The organism is Melaminivora sp. (assembly GCF_032059615.1).
GTDB lineage: Bacteria > Pseudomonadota > Gammaproteobacteria > Burkholderiales > Burkholderiaceae_C > Melaminivora.
Genome location: NZ_DAMCAM010000003.1, coordinates 76,159 through 102,276 on the forward strand (window position 1 = coordinate 76,159; position 26,118 = coordinate 102,276).

General features: G+C 71.9%; 14 protein-coding genes. 8 read left to right on the forward strand and 6 right to left on the reverse strand.

All coding sequences use genetic code 11. From position 1 onward, the window contains the following. Nucleotides 1-56: 56 nt before the first annotated feature. Nucleotides 57-191 carry a hypothetical protein gene (locus RT051_RS01440; protein ID WP_313070265.1) on the forward strand — a complete coding sequence of 45 codons (135 nt, stop codon included), beginning with the start codon at nucleotides 57-59 and terminating at the stop codon, nucleotides 189-191. A 105-nt stretch (nucleotides 192-296) separates the two neighbouring features. Here RT051_RS01440 and RT051_RS01445 read toward each other — a convergent pair whose 3' ends face one another. Next, nucleotides 297-593, reverse strand: coding sequence for a hypothetical protein (locus RT051_RS01445; RefSeq protein ID WP_313070270.1), 297 nt, complete (start codon nucleotides 591-593; stop codon nucleotides 297-299). A gap of 186 nt (nucleotides 594-779) precedes the next feature. Between RT051_RS01445 and mdtD the strand changes: the two genes are divergently transcribed. Next, nucleotides 780-2,207 carry a multidrug transporter subunit MdtD gene (mdtD, locus tag RT051_RS01450; RefSeq protein ID WP_313070273.1) on the forward strand — a complete coding sequence of 476 codons (1,428 nt, stop codon included), beginning with the start codon at nucleotides 780-782 and terminating at the stop codon, nucleotides 2,205-2,207. Between the two features lie 126 nt (nucleotides 2,208-2,333). Next, nucleotides 2,334-3,914, forward strand: coding sequence for a BCCT family transporter (locus RT051_RS01455; RefSeq protein ID WP_313070276.1), 1,581 nt, complete (start codon nucleotides 2,334-2,336; stop codon nucleotides 3,912-3,914). Here the strand turns inward: RT051_RS01455 and RT051_RS01460 are convergent. Continuing rightward, nucleotides 3,892-5,730 (reverse strand): ABC transporter ATP-binding protein, encoded by a 1,839-nt coding sequence (locus tag RT051_RS01460; protein ID WP_313070279.1) that lies wholly within the window; start codon nucleotides 5,728-5,730, stop codon nucleotides 3,892-3,894. The two genes, RT051_RS01455 and RT051_RS01460, sit on opposite strands and share 23 nt — an antisense overlap. A gap of 159 nt (nucleotides 5,731-5,889) precedes the next feature. On the opposite strand from RT051_RS01460, the gene RT051_RS01465 reads away from it, so the two are divergent. The 5 genes from RT051_RS01465 to RT051_RS01485 all read left to right on the forward strand — a co-directional run bounded on the left by RT051_RS01465 (nucleotide 5,890) and on the right by RT051_RS01485 (nucleotide 16,604). After that, a complete protein-coding gene (locus RT051_RS01465; protein ID WP_313070281.1) occupies nucleotides 5,890-8,679 on the forward strand; it encodes an EAL domain-containing protein in 2,790 nt (929 codons plus the stop codon). A 160-nt stretch (nucleotides 8,680-8,839) separates the two neighbouring features. Then, on the forward strand, nucleotides 8,840-12,376 hold the full coding sequence (gene smc, locus RT051_RS01470; protein ID WP_313070284.1) for a chromosome segregation protein SMC: 3,537 nt from the start codon (nucleotides 8,840-8,842) through the stop codon (nucleotides 12,374-12,376). A 28-nt stretch (nucleotides 12,377-12,404) separates the two neighbouring features. Beyond that, nucleotides 12,405-13,508, forward strand: a complete 1,104-nt coding sequence (locus RT051_RS01475; RefSeq protein WP_313070287.1) for a cell division protein FtsZ — start codon at nucleotides 12,405-12,407, stop codon at nucleotides 13,506-13,508. Between the two features lie 14 nt (nucleotides 13,509-13,522). Then, a complete protein-coding gene (ligA, locus tag RT051_RS01480; RefSeq protein ID WP_313070290.1) occupies nucleotides 13,523-15,613 on the forward strand; it encodes an NAD-dependent DNA ligase LigA in 2,091 nt (696 codons plus the stop codon). A 4-nt stretch (nucleotides 15,614-15,617) separates the two neighbouring features. After that, nucleotides 15,618-16,604, forward strand: a complete 987-nt coding sequence (locus RT051_RS01485) for a patatin-like phospholipase family protein (RefSeq protein WP_313070293.1) — start codon at nucleotides 15,618-15,620, stop codon at nucleotides 16,602-16,604. Between the two features lie 8 nt (nucleotides 16,605-16,612). On the opposite strand, the gene glgA is transcribed toward RT051_RS01485, so the two are convergent. The 4 genes from glgA to RT051_RS01505 all read right to left on the reverse strand — a co-directional run. Further along, nucleotides 16,613-18,049, reverse strand: coding sequence for a glycogen synthase GlgA (gene glgA / locus RT051_RS01490; protein WP_313070296.1), 1,437 nt, complete (start codon nucleotides 18,047-18,049; stop codon nucleotides 16,613-16,615). Continuing rightward, entirely contained in the window at nucleotides 18,046-23,004 is a 4,959-nt protein-coding gene (gene treY / locus RT051_RS01495; protein ID WP_313070298.1) for a malto-oligosyltrehalose synthase, read from the reverse strand. The genes glgA and treY overlap by 4 nt, the downstream gene beginning before the upstream one ends. Beyond that, entirely contained in the window at nucleotides 23,001-24,830 is a 1,830-nt protein-coding gene (gene treZ / locus RT051_RS01500; protein ID WP_313070299.1) for a malto-oligosyltrehalose trehalohydrolase, read from the reverse strand. The genes treY and treZ overlap by 4 nt, the downstream gene beginning before the upstream one ends. Then, on the reverse strand, nucleotides 24,827-26,118 hold a 1,292-nt coding region (locus tag RT051_RS01505; RefSeq protein ID WP_409520514.1), incomplete at its 5' end, for a glycogen debranching protein. The genes treZ and RT051_RS01505, both read right to left, overlap by 4 nt.

Genomic DNA, 26,118 nt, shown 5'->3' on the forward strand with positions numbered 1-26,118 from the left:
GCGGACAGGCACAGGCCCTGTTCATCTCCGCCCTTCACGCCTGCCTGGAATGAGTCATGAAAGACCCCAAAGACATCTCCGCGGCCGTGCCCCAGTCATCAGGGCGCAACCGCTTCGCCACCCACCGCACGCTGCTCGTCGCCGCCCTCGTACTCGCCTTTCTGCTGCTGGCCGTCCTGGTGCCCTGGTAAGGCAGACCGATGCGGGGCAATGGCACGTCTCACCTCGGGGGCCGGCCACGAAAAAAGCCGGCGCATGGCGCCGGCTGATTCCTGCTCTTCGGGGGACGCGGCTGGTCAGCCGGCCACGCCCTGGGCGATCATGCCGGCCTTGGCTGCTGCCGTCTCATCGCGCTTCTTCAGCGAGGTGATGCGTGCCACCTGGGAGCTGGTGTCCCGCACGATCCGTGTCTCCTGCGGCTGGGGCGACAGCTCGTTTTGCAGACGGGCGACGCGATCACGGTACATGCTGGCCAGCGCTGCATGGTGCTCGGCGGCGCTTTCATGCTCCAGCGCTGCCATGCGGGCCTCATCCATGCAGCGCTGCGCGCGGCGGGTGTAGATCGTGGCGGGGTCGAAGAATCGCTTGAACATGGTGCATCTCCAGGCAGGTGGGTATGGTTCGTACCATACGTTCCGCCCCCATGCGGGCAGCGTAAGACGGAGGCCACAGCGGCCGCCGGAGGGCGCGCGCTTGCCGCGTCGGGGCGGGCTCGCCGCCGTGCACGCGGGTGCGTCCGGCGGCACACTGCAAGGCCCGAGTCCTCCACCTTGCCTGTCATGATCCCTCACGCCCCCGAAGCTTCCAGCGAGCGCCAGGCCCTGCTGTGGCTGGTCGCCCTGGGCTTTTTCATGCAGACGCTGGATGCGACCATCGTCAACACGGCCCTGCCCGCCATGGCCCGCGACCTGGGCGAAAGCCCGCTGCAGATGCACTCGGTCATCGTTTCCTATTCGCTGGCGATGGCGGTGCTGATCCCGGCCTCGGGCTGGCTGGCCGACCGCTTCGGCACGCGCCAGGTCTTCATGGCGGCCATTGCGCTGTTCGTCGCCGGGTCGGTGCTGTGTGCGCTCTCGCCGACCCTGGCGCTGCTGGTGGGCGCGCGTGTGGTGCAGGGCCTGGGCGGCGCGCTGCTGCTGCCCGTGGGGCGGCTGGCGGTGCTGCGCGCCTTCCCGCGCGACGAGTTCCTGAAGGCGATGAGTTTCGTTGCCATCCCCGGCCTGATCGGGCCGCTGATCGGGCCCACCCTGGGCGGGTGGATGGTGGAGTACGCCTCCTGGCACTGGATCTTCTGGGTCAACGTGCCGGTAGGGGCTGTGGGGTTCCTGGCGGCGCGGCGCTTCATGCGCGCGGACGACGCGCGCGGCGTGCGCGGGTTCGACGCCGTGGGCTACGGGCTGCTTGCCTTCGGCATGGCGGCCGTGTCGCTGGGGGTCGAGGCCATGGCCGGTGGCGGAGTGCGCCGCGCTTCCGCACTGGTGCTGCTGGTCTTCGGCGTGGCCAGCCTGGCGGCCTACGGCCTGCACGCCCTGCGCGCCGCGAATCCGCTGTTCGCGCCGGCGCTGTTCGGGGTGCGCACCCTGCGCGTGGGGCTGCTGGGCAACTTCTTCTCGCGCCTGGGCAGCTCGGCCATGCCTTTCATGATTCCGCTGGTGCTGCAGGTCAGCCTGGGCTATTCCCCCCTGCACGCCGGCCTGATGATGCTGCCCACGGTGCTGGGCAGCATGGCGGTCAAGCCGTTCGTCACCGGGCCGGTGCAGCGCTTCGGCTACCGCGAGGTGCTGGTGGTAAACACCTGCGCCCTGGCGGTGCTGATCGCCAGCTTTGCGCTGCTCGCGCCGGGGCGCTCGCTCGTCTGGATGGCGGCGCAGCTGGCGGCTTTCGGCATGGTCAACTCCATGCAGTTTTCGGCCATGAACACGGTGACGCTCAAGGACCTGGAGCCCCAGCACGCCAGCAGCGGCAACAGCCTGCTGTCCATGGTGCAGATGCTGGCCATGGGGATGGGGGTGGCACTCGCCGGCGCGGTGCTGGCCAGCATGCAGACGCATTTCGAAGGCAGCACGGGCGGCAGCACGCTCATGGCGTTTCGCATCACCTTCACCTGCATGGGTCTGCTCACCCTGGCGGCTACGGCGCTGTTCCTGCAGCTGCCGCCGCACGAGCCGCCACGTGAGCGCCCGCTCGGGCCGGTCGAGCACAGTTGAACGGAGCTGGTTGGCGAGCGCGTCTGCCCGGCGTGCTCTCCTACATCGTTGCGCTGTGTTGCGCCCTGCCAGGTGGATAGGGCTTTCGTAGCATGATGCAACATCAAAAACAATGCAGGGATGCCCATGGTTTTCCGCCTCTCCATCGCGATCGTCGCTGCCCTGGTTCTGGCGGCAGGCATCGCGCCGGGTCCGTTCAACGATGTCATGCAGGCCACCCTCGCCACCGTGGTACGGGGGGCGGGGTGGATGTATCTGCTGGTCGTGTTCCTGGCGCTGCTGTTCCTGCTGTACCTGGCCTTCGGGCGCTTCGGCAGGCTGCGCATCGGCGGCGAGGACGCCGAGCCCGAGTTCTCGCGCACCAGCTGGCTGGCCATGCTGTTTGCCGCCGGCATGGGCATCGGCCTGGTGTTCTGGGGCGCGGCCGAGCCGGTCTCGCACTTCCTGAACCCGCCCGAGGGGCTGGAGCCACAAAGCTCCCTGGCCGCGCGCGCCGCGATGCGCTACGCCTTCTTCCACTGGGGGTTGCACCCTTGGGCCATTTATGCCCTGATCGGCCTGGCCATGGCCTGGTTCCAGTACAACCGCGGCGGGCGCGGCCTGATCAGCGACATGCTGGAGCCGATCATCGGCCGGCACCACCAGGGCGCGCTGGGCCACGCGGTCAATATCGCCGCCGTGGTGGCGACCGCCATCGGCGTGGCCACGACGCTGGGGTTCGGCACCATCCAGATCACCGCGGGACTGCACCGCGTCTTCGGCGTACCGCCGGGCACTGTGACCCAGCTGGTGGTGATCGGCGTGGCCTTCGTGCTCTACATGGCATCGAGCACCAGCGGGGTGGAGCGCGGCATCAAGTGGCTGTCGAGCTTCAACCTGGCGCTGGCCGCGGCCCTGATGCTTGCCGTGCTGGTCATCGGCCCGACAGGTTTCATCTTCGACACCTTCACCACCACGCTGGGCGCCTACATCAACCAGCTGGTCACCATGAGCCTGCGCCTGTCGCCGTTCTCCGACAGCACCTGGGTGCGCGACTGGACGGTGTTTTACTGGGCTTGGTGGATCGCCTGGGCACCTTTCGTCGGCGCGTTCATCGCCCGCGTCTCGCGCGGGCGCACGGTGCGCGAGTTCGTGATCGGCGTGGTGCTGGCTCCCAGCCTGCTGGGCTTCGTGTGGTTCTCGGTCTTCGGCGGCGCGGCCCTGCAGGCCCTGATCTTCGGCCAGGTCGATCTGCTGCAGGCCCTGGCCGCCGGCTATGAGACGGTGCTGTTCGCCCTCTTTGACAGTCTGCCGGGCAGCAGCCTCCTGGCGTTGGTGGCGCTGCTGCTGCTGATCATCTTTTTCGTCACCTCGGCAGATTCGGCCGTGCTGGTGCTGGCCAGCATGTCCACCGACGAGGCGGGTGACCCGCCCTTGTACAAGCGTGTGGTCTGGGGGGTGGCGGTGGCCCTCATCGCCGCCGTGCTGCTGCTTGCCGGCGGGCTGGACGCGCTGCAGAGCCTGATCACCATCGCGGCGCTGCCCTTTGCCGTGCTGATGGCCCTGGTGATGGTCAGCGTATACCGCGAGCTCGACGGCGAGGACACCCGGCTGCGCCGCCGCGCCCTGCGCCGCCGCCGCATCGTGGAGCTGTGGATTGCGCGCGAGCGCGAGGCGCAGCGCGAGGACCGGGATGGCGCCGGCGTCAGTCCGGATCAGCTCCCATGAAGCCGCCGCTCTGGTGCGCCCACAGCCGCGCGTAGATGCCGCCGCGCGCCAGCAGCTCGGCGTGCGTGCCCTGCTCGGCGATGCGGCCCTCGTGCATGACGATCAGCCGGTCCATGGCAGCGATGGTTGACAGCCGGTGGGCGATGGCGATCACGGTCTTGCCCTGCATCAGGGCGTCCAGGCTGCGCTGGATGGCCACCTCCACCTCGCTGTCCAGGGCGCTGGTGGCCTCGTCCAGCAGCAGGATGGGCGCGTCCTTGAGCAGCACCCGGGCAATGGCCACGCGCTGGCGCTGCCCGCCCGAGAGTTTCACGCCGCGCTCGCCCACCTGCGCGTCGTAACCCGTGCGGCCCTGCAGGTCGGTCAGGTGCCCAATGAAGTCGGCCGCCTCGGCCTGGTGCGCGGCGGCGCGCATGGCTTCTTCGCTCGCATCGGGGCGGCCATACAGGATGTTCTCGCGCATCGAGCGGTGCAGCAGGGACGTGTCCTGCGTGACCATGCCGATGGCGCCACGCAGGCTGTCCTGGGTGACGTGGCGGATGTCCTGACCGTCGATCAGGATGCGTCCGCCCTGCACGTCCGACAGGCGCAGCAGCAGGTTGACCAGCGTGGACTTGCCCGCGCCCGAGCGGCCGATCAGGCCGATGCGCTCGCCCGGGCGGATGGTCAGCTGCAGGTGGTCGATGACGTTGCGTCCGCCGTCCTTATAGGCAAAGCGCACGTCGTCGAAAGTGATCTCGCCGCGCGTGACGACCAGCGGCCGGGCGTCCGGCGCGTCCACGATGGTGCGCGGGCGCGTGAGGGTCACGATGCCGTCCTGGATGGTGCCCACGTTCTCGAACAGCCCCGTCATCTGCCACATGACCCAGTGCGAGTAGCCCATGAGCCGCAGCGCCATGGCCAGCACGGCCGCGACCACGCCGGCGCTGGCCTGGCCCTGGCTCCACAGCCACAGCGCCGTGCCGCCCGAGCCCAACAGCAGCAGCGTGATCAACAGGTGGTTGGTGATCTCGAACTGGCTCACCAGGCGCATCTGCGCGTAGCCCGTCGCCTTGAAGGCGTCCATGGCGTTGCGGGCGTACTCGGCCTCGCGCCGGGTATGGGCAAACAGCTTGACCGTGGTGATGTTGGTATAGGCGTCGGTGACACGGCCGGTCATCATGGAGCGTGCATCGGCCTGCTCCTTGCCGATGGCCCCCAGGCGCGGCACGAAGTACCAGCACGCGCTGCCGTAGCCGATCAGCCACAGCGAGAACGGCAGCACCAGGCGCCACTCGAAGCTGGCGGCCAGCACCAGGATGCCCACCATATAGACGCTCACCCCCACCAGCACGTCCACCACCATGAAGACCACCTCGCGCACCGACAGCGCCGTTTGCATGATTTTGGTGGTGATGCGCCCGGCGAACTCGTCGGCATAGAAGGCCATGCTCTGGCCCAGCATCAGGCGATGGAACAGCCAGCGCAGCCGCATCGGAAAGTTGATCGCCAGCACCTGGTGCATGACCGAGGTGTGCAGCGCCAGCAGCCCGGTGCTCCCGAGCAACACCGCGGCGATGGTCAGCACCGTGCCCTGCTGTGCCTGCCAGAAGTCCTGCATGGACACGGTCGAGAGCCAGTCCACCACGCGGCCCATGATGGCGAACAGCAGCGCCTCATAGACCGCCAGCAGGGCCGACGTGCACATGAGCAGGCCGATCCAGCCGCGCATGCCCTGGGTGCAGGCCCACAGGAAGACAAAGAAGCCCGCAGGCGGGGGGACGGGCTCGGCCGCGGGGTAGGGCGGCACGCGCCCCTCGAAGAACCGGAAGGACACGATGGTGGGAGGAATGTGGAACAGGTGGCAAGCATAGGGGCTGCGGTCGGCCGTGCCCTGTAGGCAAAGAGGCCCCGCCGGGAATGGGTTCGCACCCTCGCCCGGGGCGGTCCGCGTGTGCAAATGCGGCTATGCTGCGCCTTTCTCCTACAGCCACCGATGAGTCCCGCCGCTTCTGCCGCTCCCCCTCCAGCCTGGCAATGGCTGCCAGGCGTCGTCGTAGGCTTGGTCGGAATCGTCGCCAGCTACGCGCTCTGGAGCCATCAGTCGGAGACTGTGCAGGCCCTGTCGCAGGCGCGCTTCGAGCGCCACGCTCACACGGCCGCCGATGTATTGCAGCAGCGTGTGGAGGCCAAGACCGATCTGCTGCTGGGCCTGCGCGGCCTGATGATGGTTAATCCCGGACTTACGCGCGCGCAGTTCGAGCGGGTGGCGGGCAGCATGCAGATCGAGCGCACGCATGCCAGCATCCGCAACCTGCACTTCACCCGTGCCGTGCCTGCCGCGCAGCGCAGCGCTTTCGAGGCACAGGCGCGCGCCAACGCCCACCTGGACGGCAGCTTGCCCGGCCAGTTCTCCATCCACCCAGTGCTCGAGCAGCCCGAATATTTCGTGGTGGACTACGTCTGGCCGCGCGAGGGCAACGAACAGGTGCTGGGGCTCGAGATCCACTCCCAGCCCGCCAACCTCGACTCGCTGCTGCGCGCCCGCGACACCGGCGCGCTGGTGGCCTCCGCGCCCTTTCGCAGCGTGCAGGACCAGCAAGGCGGCGAGGCCTCCATCAATATCCGCATACCGGTGTTCGGGGCGGCGGCGGGCGACGAGGCTCCGCGCTTCCTGGGGACCATGGGTGCCATCGTGAGCGTACCGTGGCTGGTGCGCAACATGCACCAGCGTGGCTATCTCGACGGCCTGCAGCTGACCATCGATGACCTGGGCGTGACGTCGGTGCCGGCCACGCGCAAGGGTGAACTGCTCTACAGGGACCTGGACGCGCCGAGTGCCGAGGAGGTGCCCCCCCTCATCCACGATATTCCCGTGGGCGGGCGCACCTGGCGCCTGGCCTTCCAGGCCAGCCATTCGTTTGCCACGGCGCAGGAGCAGCGCCAGCCGGTGCTGTTCGCCGTCGGCTCGCTGCTGATGTCGGCGTTGCTCACCACCCTGGTGAGCCTGCTGGTGCGCCGGCGCACCCAGGCCCTGGCCTATGCCCGGCTCGCCGGCAGGGCCGCGCGCGACAGCGAGTCGCGTTTTCGCGCGGTCTTCAACCAGGCCGCGGTGGGCATGGCCCAGGTCAACTCCGACACGGGCGAGGTGGTCCGGGCGAACCGGCGCCTGGGTGACATGCTCGGTTACTCCACCGAGGAGATGCAGCAGCAGAACATCCGCGACATCGGCCACCCGGACGACCAGGCGCGCACGCAGACCCAGATCGACCGCATGCTGGCCGGCGAGATCGCCGAGTTCCGCTTGGAAAAGCGCTACCTGCGCAAGGACGGCAGCAGCGTCTGGGCCGACATCTCGGTCTCGCCCATGCGCCCCGACGGCGGGCCGGCGCGCTACCACGTGGCCGTGGTGCAGGACATCAGCCAGCGCAAGCAGGCCGAGGAGGAACTGCGCTACCTCGCCTACAACGACATGCTCACGGGTCTGCCCAACCGCCGCCTGCTGTTTGACCGGCTCGAACAGGCCCTGGCCATGAGCGCACGCCACGGCAGCTGCGGCGCCGTGCTCATGCTCGACCTGGATCACTTCAAGACCCTCAACGAGACCCGCGGCCACGAGGCCGGCGACCGGCTGCTGCGCAGCGTGGCGGCGCGCCTGCGCACCTGTATCGACGGCGACGCCACGCTGGCGCGCCAGGGAGGGGACGAGTTCGTCGTCGTCCTGCGCGAGCTGGGCGAGAGTTGCGAAGAGGCCGCCACGCACTCCGAGGAGGTGGCGCGGCGCATCCTCGCTGCCCTGCGCGAGCCCTTCGACCTCGACGACGGCGAGCCGCACCACACCACCCTCAGCATCGGCATCACCGTCTATGACGGCCTGGGCGAGCCGGCCGAGGAATTGCTCAAGCGCAGCGAGCTGGCCATGTACGAGGCCAAGGCCGCCGGGCGCAACACGCTGCGTTTCTTCGACCCGCAGATGCAGGCCGTGGTGGCCGAGCGGGTACAGATGGAGGCGGACATGCGCACCGGGCTGGCTGAGGGCCAGTTCGAGCTGTTCTACCAGCCCAAGGTGGCGCACGGGCGCATCCAGGGCGCCGAGGCCCTGCTGCGCTGGCGCCACCCCGAGCGCGGCTTCGTCCCGCCGTCCGAGTTCATCCCGCTGGCCGAGGACAGCGGCCTGATCCTGCAGCTGGGCCAGTGGGTGCTGCAGGCGGCCTGCGAACAGCTGGCGCGCTGGAGCGGCCACGCCCTGCTGGGCGAGCTGAGCGTGGCGATCAACGTCAGCCCCCGGCAGTTCCACGAGAGCGCCTTCGTCTCGCAGGTGCTGGAGGCCGTGGCCAGCACCGGCGCCGACGCGCGCCACCTGCGCCTGGAGCTGACCGAGGGCATGCTGCTGCAGGACGTGGAGGACACCATCGCCAAGATGGTGCTGCTGCGCAGCTATGGCGTGGGCTTTTCGCTCGACGACTTCGGCACCGGCTACTCGTCGCTGGCCTACCTCAAGCGCCTGCCGCTGCACGAGCTCAAGATCGACCAGGGCTTCGTGCGCGACGTGCTCACCGACCCCAACGACGCGGCGATCGCGCGCACCATCGTCGCCCTGGGCACCAGCCTGGGCCTGCAGGTCACCGCCGAGGGGGTGGAGACCGAGGCGCAGCGCGCCTTCCTGGAGCGCAGCGGCTGCCACGTCTGGCAGGGCTACCTGCTGGCGCCGCCGCTGCCGTGCCCGCGTTTCGAGGCGCTGGTACGCGAGCGCGATGGCCGCGAGCAGGCGCATCAAGATGCATAGCACGAATTCCTTGCAGGACAAGGGCTAGGGCCTGATTTCATTGCCACCGCGCTGGCGGGTCGGCGCCTGGAGCGCGGTGGGCGGCGCGGTATGATTTGCCGCCCGGCCCGACCATCGGCCGGGCCGCTGGCCTTTTTCGTCCCGTCCTGCCTGCCCTTTCGTGCGTCTCAGTTCCATCAAGCTCGCTGGCTTCAAGTCGTTTGCCGAGCCCACCAATTTCCTGCTGCCGGGCCAGCTCGTAGGCGTGGTGGGCCCCAACGGCTGCGGCAAGTCCAACATCATGGACGCGGTGCGCTGGGTGTTGGGCGAATCGCGCGCCAGCGAGCTGCGCGGCGAATCCATGCAGGACGTGATCTTCAATGGCACTACCACGCGCAGGAGCGCCAGCCGCGCCAGCGTGGAGCTGGTCTTCGACAACCACGACCACCGCGCCGGCGGGCAGTGGAACCAGTTCACCGAGATCGCCGTCAAGCGCGTGCTCACGCGCGACGGCACCAGCAGCTACTACATCAACAACCAGCCCGTGCGCCGGCGCGACGTGCAGGACGTGTTTCTCGGCACGGGCCTGGGCCCGCGCGCCTACGCCATCATCGGCCAGGGGACGATCTCCCGCATCATCGAGTCACGCCCCGAGGACCTGCGCCTGTTCCTGGAGGAGGCCGCGGGCGTGTCCAAGTACAAGGAGCGCCGGCGCGAGACGGAAAACCGCCTGGCCGACACGCGCGAGAACCTGACGCGGGTCGAGGACATCCTGCGCGAGCTGTCCGTCAACCTGGAAAAGCTCGAACGCCAGGCCGAGGTGGCGGCGCGCTACCACCAGCTGCAGGGCGAGGCCACGCTGCGCCAGCACCAGCTGTGGTTCCTGCGCCGTGCAGAGGCCGAGGCCGAGCAGGACCGTGTGCGCGTGCAGGGCCTGCAGGCGGTCAACGAGCTGGAGTCGCAGATGGCCGGGCTGCGCCAGGCCGAGGCCGAGCGCGAGGCGCTGCGCCAGGCCCACTACGCCGCCAGCGACGCCATGAGCCAGGCCCAGGGCCGGCTCTACGAGTCCACCGCCGAGGTGGGCCGGCTCGAAGCCGAGATCCGCTACGTCGTCGAGGGTCGCCAGCGCGTGCAGCAGCGCCTGGCCCAGCTGCAGGCCCAGGCCGCCGAATGGGCGGCCCGGGGCGAGGAAGCGCGCACCGAGGCCGAGGCCCTCGAAGGCGAGGACCTGGAGGCCGAGGAGCAGGCTGAGCTGCTGGCCGCCCAGGTCGAGGAGCAGGCCGACCGGCTGCCCGAACTGGCCGACGCGCTGGCCCTGGCGCGCCAACGCGCCGAGGCCGCGCGCGCCGCCGCCGTGCAGGTGCAGCAGCAGATCCAGGTGCTGGCCGCCGAGCAGCGCAGCCTGGCCGAGCAGCAGCGCCAGGCCAACGCGCGCGCCGAGCGCCTGCGCGCCGACCGGGCGGCGCTGATCGCGCCCGACGAGTCGCGCCTGGCCTATCTGCGCCAGCAGCTGCAGGAGGCCCGGGACGGCGCTGAACTGGCTGCCGCGCGCCTGACCGGCCTGCAGGCCGAGCTGCCGCGCCTGGACGAAGAGCGCCGCCAGCGCCAGCAGGACGCCAACGCCGAAGCGGCGCTGCAGACGCAGCTTGCCGCCCGGCTGCAGGCCCTGCAGGCGCTGCAGGACAAGGTCAAGGTCGATGGCCGGCTGCAGCCCTGGCTGGCGCGCCACGGCCTGGCCGACCTGGCGGCCCTGTGGAGTCGCATCCAGGTCGAGGCGGGCTGGGAAGCCGCGCTGGAGGCGGCGCTGCGCGAGCGCCTGGCGGGCCTGCCCGTGGGGCGCCTCGAGAGCGTGCGCGGCTTTGCCGGCGCCGCGGGCGAAGGCCCGCCGGCGCGCCTGGCCTTCTACAGCACGGCGGCGCTGCCCGCGGCGGTGCAGGCCCCGGCCGGCGGCGCCGCGGCGCTGCCCCGGCTGGCCGACCTGCTGCGCCTGCCCGATGCCGGCCTGCACGCCGTGCTGACCGACTGGCTGGCGGGCTGCTACACCGCGCCGTCGCTCGACGAAGCTCTGGCCCGGCGCGCCGAGCTGCGCCCGGGCGAGGTCATCTACGTGGCCGCCGGTCATGCGGTTGGCGCGCACAGCGTGGGCTTTTATGCGCCCGACTCGGAGCAGGCAGGGCTGCTGGCGCGCGCGCAGGAGATCGAACACCTGCACAAGGAGCTGCGCGCCCAGGCGCTGATCGCAGGCGAAGCCGCCGCCGCCCTGGCGCGCGCCGAGGCCACGCACGCCGAGGCTGCGCAGCAACTGCTGGCCAGCCAGCGTGCCGAGGGCCAGGCCCAGGTGCGCACGCATGAACTGGAGGTGCAGGTGCTGCGTCTGGAGCAGGCAGCCGAGCAGACGCGCGCGCGCAACGAGCAGATCGCCGCCGACCTGCAGGAGGCGCACGCCCAGCTCGATGAGCTGCACGAGCGCGGCATGACCGCCGAGGCGCGCTTCGAGGAGCTGGACCTGCAGCTGGCCGACGCCCAGGAGCGGCAGGCGCGCCAGGACGAGCAGGCCCTGTCGGCCGAGCGGCGCCTGGCCGACTGCCGCGAACAGCAGCGCCAGCTGGAGCGGCGCGCCCAGGAGGCGGATTTCGCCCAGCGCAGCCTGGCGGCGCGCCGGGCCGAGCTGGCACGCGCCCTGGACACCGCCGCCCGCCAGACGCGCGACCTGCGGGACGAGCACGAGCGGGGCCAGGCCGAACTGGCGCGCCTGACCGATGCCGCCGCACAGGGCGGGCTGGAGCAGGCACTGCAGGCGCGCCAGGAGCGCGAGCAGCAGCTGGCTGAGCACCGCACGCACTACGACGAGCTCACCGCCCGCCTGCGCGCGAGCGACGAGGGCCGCCTGCGGCACGAGCAGGCGCTGGAGCCGCTGCGTCAGCGCATCACCGAGCTGCAGCTCAAGGAGCAGGCCCAGCGCCTGGCGCTGGAGCAGTTCTCCACCCAGCTGGCCGACGCCGGCGCCGACCTGCAGGCCGTGGCCCGCTCCATCGCCGGGGGCGGCGTGCGCGCGGCCGGGCTGCAGGGCGAGATCGACCGCCTGCAGCGCGAGATCACGCAGCTGGGCGCGGTCAACCTGGCGGCGCTCGAGGAGCTGGGCCTGGCGCGCGAGCGCAAGACCTTCCTGGACGCGCAGTACCAGGACCTGGGCCAGGCGATGCAGACGCTGGAAGACGCCATCCGCCGCATCGACGGCGAAACGCGCACGCTGCTGGCCGGCACGTTCGAGACCGTCAACGGGCATTTCGGCCGCATGTTCCCCGAGCTGTTCGGTGGCGGACAGGCGCGGCTGATCGTCACCGGCGAGGAGATCCTCGACGCCGGCGTGCAGGTCATGGCCCAGCCGCCGGGCAAGAAGAACCAGACCATCCACCTGCTGTCGGGCGGGGAGAAGGCGCTCACCGCCATCGCGCTGGTGTTTGCCATCTTCCAGCTCAACCCGGCGCCGTTCTGCCTGCTCGACGAGGTGGACGCGCCGCTGGACGATGCCAACACCGAGCGCTATGCGCGCCTGGTGGCCAGCATGTCGCGCGGCACGCAGTTCCTGTTCATCAGCCACAACAAGATCGCCATGGAAATGGCCGAGCAACTGATCGGCGTGACCATGCAGGAGCAGGGCGTCTCGCGCATCGTCGCGGTGGACATGCAGGCCGCCCTCACCATGGCCGAGGCATGATGGCCCCTGTTCCTTTCCTCCACAGATCATGAGCAACTTCCAACTCGGTCTCGTCATCACGGGCGCTGTCGTGCTGATCATCGTGGTCGCCTACAACGCCTGGACCCACCAACGCAACGCGCCCCGGCGCCCGCGCCCCGCCGAACAGGGCGAGCGCCCGGCCGAGCCCGCGGCGCGCCAGGAGCCCGCCTTCGACGCGCCGCCGCTGGCGTCCGCAGGCGCGGTGGGCGCCCCGGAGCCCGCCGCGCTGGACCACCACGCCGTGGACGCGCGCGACGCGCTGGAGCTGCCCGTGCCCCAGGCCGAACGTCCGGGCGGGCTGGACGCGCTCATCGACGCCATCGCCTCCATCACCGCCGAGCAGGCGGTGGCCGGCGACGTGGCCGCGGCGGCCCTGCCGCGCACCCGGCGCGTGGGCAGCAAGCCGTTTGCCATCGAGGCGCTCAACCCCTCCACACGCCAGTGGGAGACGCCGCAGGCCGGCGTGCGCTACGTGCACCTGCAGGCCGGGGTGCAGCTGGCCAACCGCGTGGGCGCGCTCAACGAGATCGAGTTCTCCGAATTCGTCATGAAGACCCAGGCGTTCGCCGACGCCATCAACGGCGCGCCCGACTTCCCCGACATGCTGCACGAGGTGGCGCGGGCGCGCGAACTCGACCAGTTCGCCAGCGACCACGACGCCCAGCTGACCTTCATGTTGCGCGCGCGCCAGGCCGCCTGGAGCCCCGGCTACATCCAGCAGAACGCCGCCCGCGCCGGGCTGGTGGCCGGCGCCATCCCCGGGCGCATGGTGCTGCCGGCCGCCGAAGCCGGCCTGCCGCCCGTGCTGACGCTGGCCTACGACGCGCAGGCCGCCATGTCCGACGACCCCGAGCAGTCGGCCCTGCGCGAGGTGCTGCTGAGCCTGGACGTGGCGCAGGTGCAGCGCGGCGAGCAGCCGTTTGCCCGCCTGCGCGAGCTGGCCCAGGCGCTGTGCCAGTCCATGGACGGGGTGCTGTGCGACCAGAACGGCACGCCCCTGCCGGCCATGGCCATGGACCCCATCGCGGCCGACCTGGAGCAGCTCTACGACCAGCTCGACGGGCGCGAGCTGTCGGCCGGCTCGCTGCTGGCGCGGCGGCTGTTCAGTTGAAGGCGGGCGGCTGCATGGCTGAACCACAATCCGACCTTTTTCCCGCGCAAGCCCAGGCTGGCAGCGGGGTTGTGGCTACAAAAATCAAAGCGCTGCGGGCGCAGCTGCACCGCTGGGCGCACGAGTATTACGTGCAGGACGCGCCCAGCGTGCCGGACGCCGAGTACGACCGCGTCTTTCGCCAGCTGCAGGCGCTGGAAGATGCCTACCCGCAGCTAGTCACGCCCGACTCGCCGACCCAGCGCGTGATCGGCGCCGTGCTGCCGGGCCTGGCCGCCGTGCGCCACCGCGTGCCCATGCTCAGCATCCGCACCGAGACCGACACCGAGGCCAGCGGCGCCGAGACCTTCGACGCCCGCGTGCGCCGCGAGCTGCACCTGCCGCCCGAGGCGGCGCCGGTGGAGTACGTGGCCGAGCCCAAGTTCGACGGCCTGGCCATGAGCCTGCGCTACGAGGACGGGCGGCTGGTGCAGGCAGCCACCCGCGGCGATGGCGAGGTGGGCGAGGACGTGACGCACAACGTGCGCACCATCCGGCAGATTCCGTTGGTGCTGCCCGAGGGCGCGCCGCCCCTGCTCGAAGTGCGCGGCGAGGTCTACATGCGCCGGGCCGACTTCGAGCGGCTCAATGAGCGCCAGTGCGAGCGCGGCGACAAGACCTTCGTCAACCCGCGCAACGCCGCCGCCGGCGCGGTGCGCCAGCTCGACTCCGCCATCGCCGCGCAGCGCCCGCTGTCGTTCTTCGCCTATGGCCTGGGCGAGGTCACGCCCGAGGCCGCGGGCGGGCCGGCATTTGCCACGCACTTCCAGCTGCTGCAGCAGCTGAAAGAGTGGGGATTTCCGGTCTCAGCCCTAGTCCAGATTGCACATGGTGCTATTGAACTTATAGCTTACCACCAGCGCATCGGCGCCGAGCGCGACCAGCTCGCTTTCGACATCGACGGGGTGGTCTACAAGGTCAACAACCTGCAGCTGCAGCGCGAGCTGGGCTTCGTCACGCGCGAGCCGCGCTGGGCCGTGGCGCACAAATACCCGGCGCAGGAGATGGTCACGCGCGTGGAGGGCATCGACATCCAGGTCGGGCGCACCGGCAAGCTGACCCCGGTGGCCCGCCTGGCGCCGGTGTTCGTCGGCGGCGTCACGGTCACCAACGCCACGCTGCACAACCTGTTTGAACTGCGCAGAAAGGGCGTGCGCGTGGGCGACGAGGCCATCGTGCGGCGCGCCGGCGATGTCATTCCCGAGATCGTGGGCCGGGTGCCGGCGCCGCGCGGCAGTTACGTGGCGAACTTCCGCATGCCACGCCAGTGCCCCATCTGTGCCAGCCGCGTCGTGCGCGAGCCGGGCGAGGTGGACCATCGCTGCTCGGGCGGCCTGTTCTGCCCGGCGCAGCGCAAGCAGGCGCTGCTGCACTTCGCCCAGCGCCGCGCCATGGACATCGAGGGCCTGGGCGAAAAACTGGTGGACCAGCTGATCGACGGCCACGTCATCCGCACGCTGCCCGACCTGTACCGGCTGGGCCTGGCAACGCTCGCCCAGCTCGACCGCATGGCCGACAAGTCTGCGCAGAACCTGCTGGCGGCGCTGCAGAAATCCAAGCACACGACGCTGGCGCGCTTTCTCTTCGCCCTGGGCATCCGGCATGTGGGCGAGGCGACGGCCAAGGAGCTGGCACGACACTTCGGCCAGCTGGACGCCCTGATGGACGCCGACGTGGCCGCCCTCATGCAGGTGCCCGACGTCGGCCCGGTGGTGGCCGAGGCCATCCACGCCTTCTTTGCCGAGCCGCACAACCGCGAGGTGGTCGAGCAGCTGCGCGCCTGCGGCGTCACCTGGCCCGAAGGGGCGCCGCGCGACGCAGCGCAGCTGCCCCTGGCGGGCCTGGCGGTGGTGCTGACCGGGACGCTGCCCACGCTCACGCGCGAGCAGGCGCAGGCGCTGCTGGAAGGCGCGGGCGCGCGGGTGACGGGCTCGGTCAGCAAGAAGACGGCCTACGTGGTGGCCGGGGCCGATGCCGGCTCCAAGCTCGAGCGCGCGCGCAGCCTGGGCATTGCCGTGCTCGACGAGGACGGCCTGCGCGCGCTGCTGGCCGGCGGGGGCGGCTAGCGCCATGGCCCTGGTGCGCCGCGCTCCCCGCCTGGGCCTGGCGCTGGGCAGCGGCTCGGCGCGCGGCTGGGCGCACATCGGCGTGCTGCAGGCGCTGGACGAGGCGGGCGTGCGCCCGGACATCGTCTGCGGCGCCTCCATCGGCGCGCTGGTGGGCGCGGCCTACGCGGCCGGCGAGCTGGAGCGCTTCGCCGACTGGGTGGGCTCGCTGGGCATGCGCCAGGTCTGGGGTTTCATGGACTTCAACCTTTCGGGCGGCATGCTCAAGGGCGAAAAGCTCATCGCCTTCTGGCGGCGCAACTTCGCCGACTTCGACATCGAGGCCTCGCCCCTGCCGTTCGGCGCCGTCGCCACCGACCTGCACTCGGGCGCCGAGGTCTGGCTGCGCGAGGGCTCGATCGCCGACGCGGTGCGTGCCTCCATCGCGCTGCCCGGCCTGTTCACGCCGGTGGCGCGCGGGGACGGCCGGCTGCTGGTCGATGGCGGCATCGTCAACCCCGTGCCCACCTCGCTGGCGCGGGCCATGGGCGCGGACATCGTGATCGGCGTGGACCTGAACGCCGACATCCTGCACCGCCATCTGCAGCCGCTGGCGCTGGCAGCCACGCCGCAGCCGCAGCCCGGGGAGGCGGCGCAGGCGGGCGCGCCGGCCGAGGCCTGGGACGAGGACGAGCCGGCCCCATCGCGCGGTGCGGACTGGATGGGTCGGCTCAAGTTCTGGGGTGGCGGTGGCGCGCCCGCCAGCGCCGTGCCCCAGGTCGCGCCGCTGCCCGCGCGGCCGTCGGTGCTGGACGTGGTGATGACCAGCGTGACCATCATGCAGATCCGCATCACCCGCAGCCGCATGGCCGGCGACCCGCCCGAGGTGGTGATCGCGCCGCATCTGGCGCAGCTGGGCGTGCTGGACTTCCACCGCTCGGCCGAGGCCATCGAAGAGGGCCGCCGCGCGGCGCAGGCGGCGCTGCCGCAACTCGAACGCTTCCTGGGCTGAGCAGGCTCTCAAGGCGCCTGCCGGTACACCGCCTCGTAGGCACGCGCCGGCGCATCCCAGCCGAAGTCGCGCCGCATGCCGTTTTGCTGCAGCTGCCGCCAGCGCGCCACCGAGCGCCAGGCCGTGCAGGCGCGCTGCACGGCGGCGTCGAAGGCGGCCTGGCTGTGCTCGCGCATGACGAAGCCCGTGCCTTCAGCGGCCTCGGCGTCGGTCACCGAGTCGGCCAGCCCGCCGGTGTGCATCACGATGGGTGGCGTGCCATAGGCCTGGCTGTACATCTGGTTGAGCCCGCACGGCTCGAAGCGCGACGGCATCAGGAAGCAGTCGGCCCCGGCCTCGATCAGGTGCGCCAGCGGCTCGTCGAAGACGGTGGCCACGTGCACCCGGCCCGGTCGGCGCCGCGCCAGGGCGTGCAGCGCCTGCTGCAGGTCGGCGTCACCACTGCCCAGCACGACCAGCTGCGCGCCCTGGGCCAGCAGACGTTCGGCGCCGCCCAGCACCAAGTCCACGCCCTTTTGCCGTGTCAGCCGCCCGACCAAGCCGAACAGCGGGCCGGGCGCGCCGTCGGCCAGGCCGCAGCGCTGGCGCAGGGCCGTGCGGTTGAGCGCCTTGCGCTCCAGGCTGGCAGCGTCGTAGCGCGCGGCGATCAGCGGGTCGGTGGCGGGGTTCCAGAGCTGGGTGTCGATGCCGTTCAGGATGCCGTGCAGCACCCCCGAGCGCTCGCGCAGCACGCCGTCCAGGCCGAAACCCAGGGCCTCCTGCTGGATCTCCCGGGCATAGGTCGGGCTGACCGTGGTGATGGCATCGGCGAACTGCAGGCCCGCCTTGAGCATGGACAGCTGGCCCCAGAATTCCACCCCCTGCATGCCCCGGTGCTGCACGGCGATGTCCAGCGCATCGCACAGCGCCATCGGGAACAGGCCCTGAAAAGCCAGGTTGTGCAGGGTCACCACGCTGCGCGCGACGGCCATGCCGGCCTCGCGCCACTGCGCCAGGTAGAGCGGTGCCAGGGCGCAGGTCCAGTCGTTGGCGTGCACCACGTCAGCCTGCCAGCCGCAGGGCGAGCGTGGCGTGCCCAGCAGGGCCGCCACGCGGCTGAGCAGGCCGAAGCGCATCGCGTTGTCCGGGTGGTCGCCGCCGCCCGGAGGGCCGTAGGGCGCGCCGGGGCGGGCGTAGTACTGCGGGCAGGCCAGCAGCAGCAGGCTGGGGCCGCCGTCGGTCGGCTCCAGCTCCAGCAGCTGGGCCTCAGGCCAGGGCCCCTCGGCCGGCACGCGGTGGATGCCGGCCAGCCGGCCCCGCGCGGGCAGGCTGCCATAGGCCGGCATCAGCACCCGCACGTCGTGCCCCAGCCGGGCCAGCGCCGGCGGCAGGGCCGCGCTGACGTCACCCAGGCCCCCGGTCTTGACCAGGGGCGCGCATTCGGGGGTGGCAAACAGAACCTTCATGGCGCGCCATCCTCGCACACCAGCACGGCGAACGGCAGGGCTGCCCGGGGCCCGGGGCTGGAGGGCAGCAGCTCGTGCAGCGGCAGGCCGTCCAGGCTGGCGTGCAGGCTGCGCCCGGTCATCCAGTCCTGCCAGCGCTGCGGGCGGCCCAGCAGCGGATGGCCGCCGGGCAGGCGCAGCAGCGTGTCGCGCCAGCCCCGCTCGGCCAGGCCGTAGAGCAGGCGCGAGCACACGACCGCCACGGCCCGCCCGCCGCGCACCCGGGCAAAGGCGATGGCGTGCTCGTCGGCCGGGCCTTCCACGGCGATCGGCACGTAGCTGCCGCTGCGAAACAGCTGCGGTAGCGCCCGGCGCAGCTCCAGCAGCCGCCAGGTGACGAGCTGCTTGGCCTCGGGCGGCGGCACGGGCGCCAGCAGCCGCTGCCAGTCCGAGGGGTCGGGGTGGCGGCCGTCCGCGTAGAGCGGCTGCACGCTGCGCAGGCCCGCCTGCAGGGCGGAAAAATCCACCGGTCGGCGGTTGTCCGGGTCCACCAGGGTGAAGCACCACTGCTCGCAGCCCTGGTAGATGTCGGGCACGCCCGGCGCGGTGAGCTTGATGGCCAGCTGGCACAGGCTGTTGCGGTAGCCGTAGGGCGCAATGGCCCGCACGAACGCGTCGAGCAGCCCCGTGAAGGCCTCGGTGGCCAGGGCGTGCTCGATGTAGGAGGCCATGGCGCCTTCATACGCCTCGTTGGGGAACAGCCAGTTGGTTGCCTGCTTGGCTTCGCGCATGGCCTTGACCATGTACTGCTGGATGCGCTCGCGCAGCCGGGCGCGCTCGTCGGGCGCGGCGCCCTCGGCGGGCCACAGGCCCACCAGCGCCTGGTAGAGCGCCCACAGGTCGTGCGCGGCAGGGGCCATCTCGCCGTCGATCTCGCTCATGAAGCGCTCGGCGCTGCTGCGCAGGCCCCAGGCCACGTCCTCCCACTGCGCGGGCACCTCCGACAGCACGTTCAGGCGCGCACGCACGTCCTCCGAGCGCTTGCTGTCATGCGTGGACGTGGCCAGCAGGTTGTGCGGCAGCAGCCGCGCGCGCTGCTGGCTGGCCTGGTGGAAGGCCGCCGCCGACAGACCGAAGCGCCGCGGCTCGGAGCCCACGTCGTTGAGCGAGACCAGCCGCACGTAGCGGTAGAACAGCGTGTCCTCGACCGACTTGGCCATGACCGGCGCGGTGAACTGCTGCCAGCGGCGCACCAGATCGCGCCGCGCCTGCGGCTCGGGTCCGGGCTCGCCCACCAGCACCGAGCGCAGGCAGGCCAGCACGCCGCCCTCGGCCGTGCCCATGCGCCGACGCGCGGCGGCAATGGCCCAGTCGATGTGCTGGCGGTCGGTATCGTTCGCCCCCTCGCCCGGCACCACGTAGGTGCGATAGACGGGAAACAGCGCCGCCACCTCGCACAGCGCCCGGCGCAGCTGGTTGAGCGTGAAGTCGCTGGCCCGGCGGTCGGCCCGGGTGATGCGGTGCAGCGTGCCGGCCAGCCACGCCAGGTCGCTGGCGAAGGCGCCGGCGATGATCAGTCGCTTGCACTCGTACTGCGCCTGTTCGAAGTCCTGGGCGTCGCCCGTGAAGGTGGCGTAGACATCGTCGAACGCCGCCTCGGCCGCGCCATCGACGAACAGGCCGTTGACCTGCCCGGCGAAGCGGTAGCCCGTGGCGCCGTGCACCGGCCAGCGGCCCGGCAGGGGCTCGTGGTCGGCCAGGATCTTCTCCACCACCAGGTACAGCGCGCGCGGCGCGCGCCCGGCCGTGTGCGCCAGCGCCGCGTGGCGCTGCTGCAGCTGCTCGAAGTACCGGGCCGGGTCGGCCAGGCCGTCGGGGTGGTCGATGCGCAGGCCGCCCACCTTGCCCTCGGCCAGCCAGCGGAAGATGCGCTGGTGCGTGGCCTCGAAGACCGCGGCGTCCTCCATGCGCACCGCGGCCAGGGCGTTGACGTCGAAGAAGCGGCGGTAGTTGATGTCGTCGGCGGCCACGCGCCAGCTGGCCAGGCGCCAGGCCTGGGCGCGCAGCAGCGCGTCGAGCGCGTCGAAGCTGGCCGGGTCCGCAGCGTCGCCGTTGAGCCGCGCGAGCGCCGCCTCGATCCACTCGCGCAGCCACGCGTGCCGGCTCGCGAGCCGGACCAGGCGGCGCCGGTGCAGCGCGGCATCGCGCAGGCGCGCGGCCCGCGCGTCCTCGTCCGGCGTGTCGCGCGCGGGCAGGCCGGCGAAGGCGTCCAAGAGCGACTGCACCTCGGCCAGCGCCTCGCCGTCCGGGTCGGCCGCACCGGGCGTGGGCGCCAGTCGCAGGATGCGCGCCGTGTGCCGCGGGTCGAGCGGGAAGTGGTGCTCCCAGTAATGCACGCGAAACTGGCCTGTCCCGGCGTGGAACTGCACGCGCAGCTGCCCGTCCTCCAGCACGCGGCCATAGTGCTCGCCCAGCACGGGCAGCAGCAGGCGGCCGCGCAGGCCGGGGTCGGGGGCGTTCCATTCGATGTCGAAGGTGCGCGCATGGGGGGAGGCCTGGCCGTGCTCCAGCACCTCCTCCCACCAGGGGTTGTCCGTGCCGGCCACGCCCATGTGGTTGGGCACGATGTCCAGCAACTGGCCCATGCCGTGCGCCTGCAGCTGCTCGCACAGCGCCTCGTGCTCGGCCTCGCTGCCCACTTCGGGGTTGAGCGCGGACGGGTCCACCACGTCGTAGCCGTGCGTGCTGCCCGGCGCGGCCTTCAGGTAGGGCGAACTGTAGAGATGGCTCACGCCCAGGGCGTCCAGGTAGGGCAGGGCCGCGGCGACCTGCGCGAAGGTGTTGCCCGCATGGAACTGCACGCGATAGGTGGCGCGCGGGATGTCGGCCGTCTCCAGCGGCGGCAGCGCCTGCACCGCCGGCGCGGCGGGCCGGGCGCGCTCGCGGCGCATGGCGCCGGTGACGGCGGCAAACGTGGGGTGGCCCGCCAGCTCCTGCAGTGGCACGGCCAAGCGCCTGCGCCAGTTGGGCTGCAGGTCCTCGGTCGTGCCCGGCACATTGACCTGTTCGACCTGCCCGGTGGCGTCTTCCAGCTGCACGGCCGCCAGCCAGCAGGCGGTGCGCGCCAGGTAGCGGTGCACCGCAGCGGCGAACTCCGCACCGTTCGGGGTCGTCAGCGCGTCCAGCGTCGCGCCCTTGGGCAGCAGCTCCTGCTGCGCCAGCGCGTGCAGCAGGCGCACCCGGTCCTGCGCACGCTCCATCAGCGCGCGCGCGTGGGCGTCGCCATCGGCCAGCCAGCCCAGTTCGCGCTGCACCTCGATGTCCCGCGCCGTCCACCAGCCGCGCAGGGTTGGCAGGTCGTGCGTGCCGACCACGGCCAGCGCCTGCACGGGCCAGTCCGCGGGCGCGCGGAAGTCGCCCGCCTCGCTGCGCTCGAACACCAGCGGGCGGTAGGACAGCAGGGCCCGCGCGGCCAGGGCTTGGCGCAGGCGCGGCGCGACGTTGCCCAGGTCCTCGCCGATCACGGCGCAGCGGTGGCGATGGCTCTCGACCGCCACCACGGCCAGCAGCGCCTCGAGCGGGTAGCGCACGTAGGTGCCGCCCTGCGCGCCGGTCCAGAACAGGCGCATCAGTGCCATGACGTGGTCCAGGCGCAGCGCGCCGGCGTGGCGCATGGCCGCGTGCAGCAGCCGGCGCAGGGGCAGGAAGTGCGCATGGGCCAGCGCTACGGGGTTCACGGGCGGCAGCCCCCAGTTCTGGCCCCGGGTGTTGAGCGGGTCGGGCGGCGCGCCGATGTGCATGCCGCGGGCATGCAGCGCCTGATGCGCCCAGGTCTCGGAGCCGCCGTCGCCCGCGCCCACGGCAAGATCGCAGTACAGGCCGAGCGGCAGCCGCTGGCGGGCGTGCCCGGCGGCCTCGGCCAGCTGCCGCTGCGCCAGCCATTGCAGCCAGGCGTGGTAGCGCACGGCGCCGGCGTGCTCGTCGGCGAAGGCGCGCACCGCCGGGCCGTCGGGGTCGCGCAGGTCTTCGGGCCAGGCCGGCCAGCCCCAGACGGCGGGGTCGGCCGCGTGCAGATGCTGCTGCAGCGCCTCGAACAGCGCGTGGCGGCCCAGGGTGCCTGCTTCGTGCAGCAAAAATTGCTCGAAATCGTGCGCACGACCGCTCTGGGCCTTGATTTCATGCTCACAAAAATGCTGCCACAACAGGGCCAGCATTTCATGTTTGGCGGCGGCCACTTCGGCGTACTGCACGGTGTCGCTGCCGCGCAGGCGCTGCAGCCGCTGCTGGAAGGCCGCCTGGGCGTGCAGGGCCTGCGCGCGCTCGCAGCGCAGGAACTCGGGCAGCCCGGTCACGTCGATGAACAGCGGGTTGAGCGCCAGGCGGCTGCCGGGGCTGTAGGGGCTGGCCTCTTCGGGCTGGTGGCTGCGCAGCGCGTGCAGCGGGCTCAGGCCGACAAAGGCAGCGCCATGCTCCGCCGCCACGGTGACCAGGTCGCGCAGGTCCTGGAAGTCGCCAATGCCCCAATTGCGCGCCGAGCGCAGCGCATAGAGCTGGCAGCCCAAGCCCCACCAGCGCTCACCTGCGGCCCAGGCCTCGGGCAGCCAGCAGCGCGGCGGCGCCACGATGACCAGCTGCTCATGCCCGGCCTGGCGCAGCAGGTAGTAGCCGATGGGCAGGGTATCGGGCAACGCCGCGGCGCTGCCGCTGCCCTGGGCGGCCGTCCCGGCGCCGGGCGGTTCGGCGTCAAGCAGCTGCCAGGGCCCCTGTGCGGGCAGGGCCAAGGTGGTGGCCGTGCCATGCGGCACCACGGTGCAGGGCGGCGCAGCCTGCAGGTCGGCCTGGTCGCCCATGGCGGCCAGCGCGGCTTCGATCACCGCGGGCGCGACCTCGACGCGCTCGCCCCAGAAGCTGGTGTATTCGGTGGCGATGCCGGCGCGCGCGGCGCGCTCGTGCAGCGGCTCGGCGTGCTCGTTCATGGCTGGCTCCCTTGCAGCATCCACAGGCCCGACCAGGCGGGCCAGCTGGCCCAGCCGGCCTCACTCGGCGCGCGGCCGTGGGCAAAAACCACCTCGCCGGGGGATGCATCGGCGGCCGCCCGGACGACGGGGTGGTCGCCCAGGTTGGCTTCCAGCACCAGCTGCAGGCCGTCCGCGTAATGCCAGCGCACGCGCAGGCCGGCCGCGTCGATGCGCTCGGCCTCGTGGCCCTGCGGGCGCAGCAGGTCGTGCCGCGGCTGCAGCCAGCGTGCCCGTGCCGCCAGCGCCCGCTGCACCAGCGCCTGGCGCTGGCGGCCGGCGGGCGCGTCGGCCTCGCTCCAGTCGAGCCGGCTGGCTTCCAGGGTGGCCCGGCCGCAGGGGTCGGGCAGGGCGGCGCCGCCCTGTGGGGCGGCGTGGCCGAACTCGCGCCGGCGGCCCGCACGCACGGCCTCGCGCAACTCGCCCTCCCAGCCGGCGAAGTAGTGGAACGGCGTACGGGCGCCGTATTCGTCGCCCATGAAGACCAGCGGAATGGCGGGGGTGAGCAGCGACAGCAGCAGCGCCAGGTCGGCCGCGGGCGGCGCAGCCAGGCACGCCAGCCGCTCGCCGAAGGCGCGGTTGCCGATCTGGTCGTGGTTGCCGATGAAGTTGACCATGGCCCCCAGCGGCTGCGCCGCGGCCGGCTCGCAGGCCAGGCGCCGGCCGGCCTCGCGCGGCGCGGGCGCGAACACGTAGCCGTGCGTGAGCGCATGCGCCAGGTGCGCCAGCGGGTCGCCGCCATAGTCGTGGTAGTAGCCCTGGGTCTCGCCCGTGAGCGCGACGTGCAGGGCGTGGTGGAAGTCGTCGTTCCACTGCCCGTCGTAGCGCCCGGGCAGCGGGCGGCTGGCCAGGCGCGCGCCTTCGTTTTTCTCGTTTTCCAGCACCAGGTGGACCTGGCGGCCGGCGGCCTGCGCCGCCCCGCGCACGCGCGTGGACAGCTCGGTCAGCAGGTCCGGCATGCTGTCGTCCACGATGGCGTGCACCGCGTCCAGGCGCAGGCCGTCCACCTGGTATTCCTCGATCCAGTACAGGGCGTTGTGGATGAAGAACTCGCGCACCGTGGCGCTGCCCTCGCCGTCGAAGTTGAGGGCCGCGCCCCAGGGGCTTTCGTGTTCGCGCGAGAAAAATTGCGGCGCGTACCGGCCCAGGTAATTGCCGTCCGGGCCGAAGTGGTTGTAGACCACGTCCAGGAACACCATCAGCCCGAGCCCATGGGCCGTGTCGATCAGGCGCTTGAAGTCCTGCGGCGTGCCGTAGCCCGCGTGCGGGGCGAAGGGCAGCACGCCGTCGTAGCCCCAGCCGTGCGCGCCGCCGAAGGCGGCCACCGGCATGACCTCGATGGCGGTGAAGCCCAGCGCGCGCAGGCGGGGCAGCAGCTGCTCGGCCGCGGCGAAGCTGCCTTGCGCGTTGAAGGTGCCCAGGTGCAGCTCATAGAGCACCACCTCGCTCCAGGGCCGGTGGGGCGGGGCGTGCCGCCAGTCGAAGGCCAGCGGATCGACCACGCGGCTGGCGGCGTGCGGCCCCTCGGGGTTGCTGCGCGAGGCCGGGTCGGGCACGGCCTGCTCGCCGTCGATGACCCACTGGTAGAGCGTGCCGGCGCCCGCGCCAGGCACCTGGCAGTGCCACCAGCCGGCGGGCCCGGGCTCGGCGGGGGCGTCTCGCCAGGGCCCGGCCGGGGTGGCGGCATGGCGCAGCGCGGCCTGGCGCGCGGCGGGCGCCCACAGGGAAAACCGGGCGCCCGCAGGCTCCAGGGCGGCGCCAAAAGGCATGGGGTGGTGGTGCTTCATGGGGGAGGTTCGCGCCAGGGCTGCGTGGCCGAAGTCAGCACGGCCAGGGAATGCGGCAGCAGGGTGTACTGCTCGCCCGCGAGCGTGCGCGGGGCATCGTCCGGCCCGTGCACGTCGGCGCTGCGCGTGTCGACGCGCAGCGCCCAGGCGCGCGCGGCGCCGTCGGGCGGCAGGGTGAACACCGTCTCCTCGGGCGTGGCGTTGAACAGCAGCATCAGGGATTCGCCCCGGCCCCGGCTCTCCATGACGGCGCAGACGCAGCGCGCCAGCGGGTCGTCCCATTCCTCGGGCGTCATGGGGCGGCCCCAGACGCTGAACCAGGCGATGCCGGCGCAGGGCGCGTTTTCGTCGTCGGGTGCTGGCCAGGCGCAGGGGCTGACCACCGACAGGCCGCGGCGCAGGGCGATGAGCGCCTGCACGAAGCGCTGCTGCGCGCTGCCCTCGGGGCTTGCGGCCTGTTGCCAGTCGAACCATGACAGGGGGCTGTCCTGGCAGTAGCCGTTGTTGTTGCCCTGCTGGGTGCGGCCGAATTCGTCGCCCCCCAGGAGCAGTGGCGTGCCGTGCGAGAACATGAGCGTGACCAGGAAGTTGCGCATCTGCCGCTGGCGCAGCGCCACGATGGCGGGGTCGTCGGTCGGGCCTTCTGCGCCGCAGTTCCAGCTGCGGTTGTGGCTCTCGCCGTCACGCCCGTCCTCGCCGTTGGCCTCGTTGCGCTTGTCGTGGTAGCTGACCAGGTCGGCCAGCGTGAAGCCATCGTGCACGGTGACCAGGTTGATGCCGCTCGCCGGCGGCCGGCGGCGAGCGGCGAACAGGTCGGCCGAGCCATACAGGCAGGCGGCCAGCTGCGGCAGGCTGCCGTCGGCGCCGCGCCAGTAGTCGCGCACGACATCGCGAAAGCGCCCGTTCCATTCCTGCCAGCCGGCGGGAAAGCCGCCGAGCTGGTAGCCGTCCGGGCCCAGATCCCAGGGCTCGGCGATGAGCTTGACGCGCGAGAGCACCGGGTCCTGCGCCAGCGCCGCCAGGAAGGGCGAGCGGTGGGTGAACGCCCCGGCGGCGTCGCGCCCGAGCGCGGGCGCCAGGTCAAAGCGGAACCCGTCCACGTGCATCTCGGTCACCCAGTAGCGCAGGCTGTCGAGCACCAGGCGCAGCGCCGGGGGGCTGCTGGTGTCCACGGTATTGCCAGTGCCGGTGAAATCGACGTAGTGGCGCGGGTCTTCCGCCAGGCGGTAGTACGCCGGGTTGTCGATGCCCTTCAGGCTGAGCGTGGGGCCCAGGTGGTTGCCCTCGC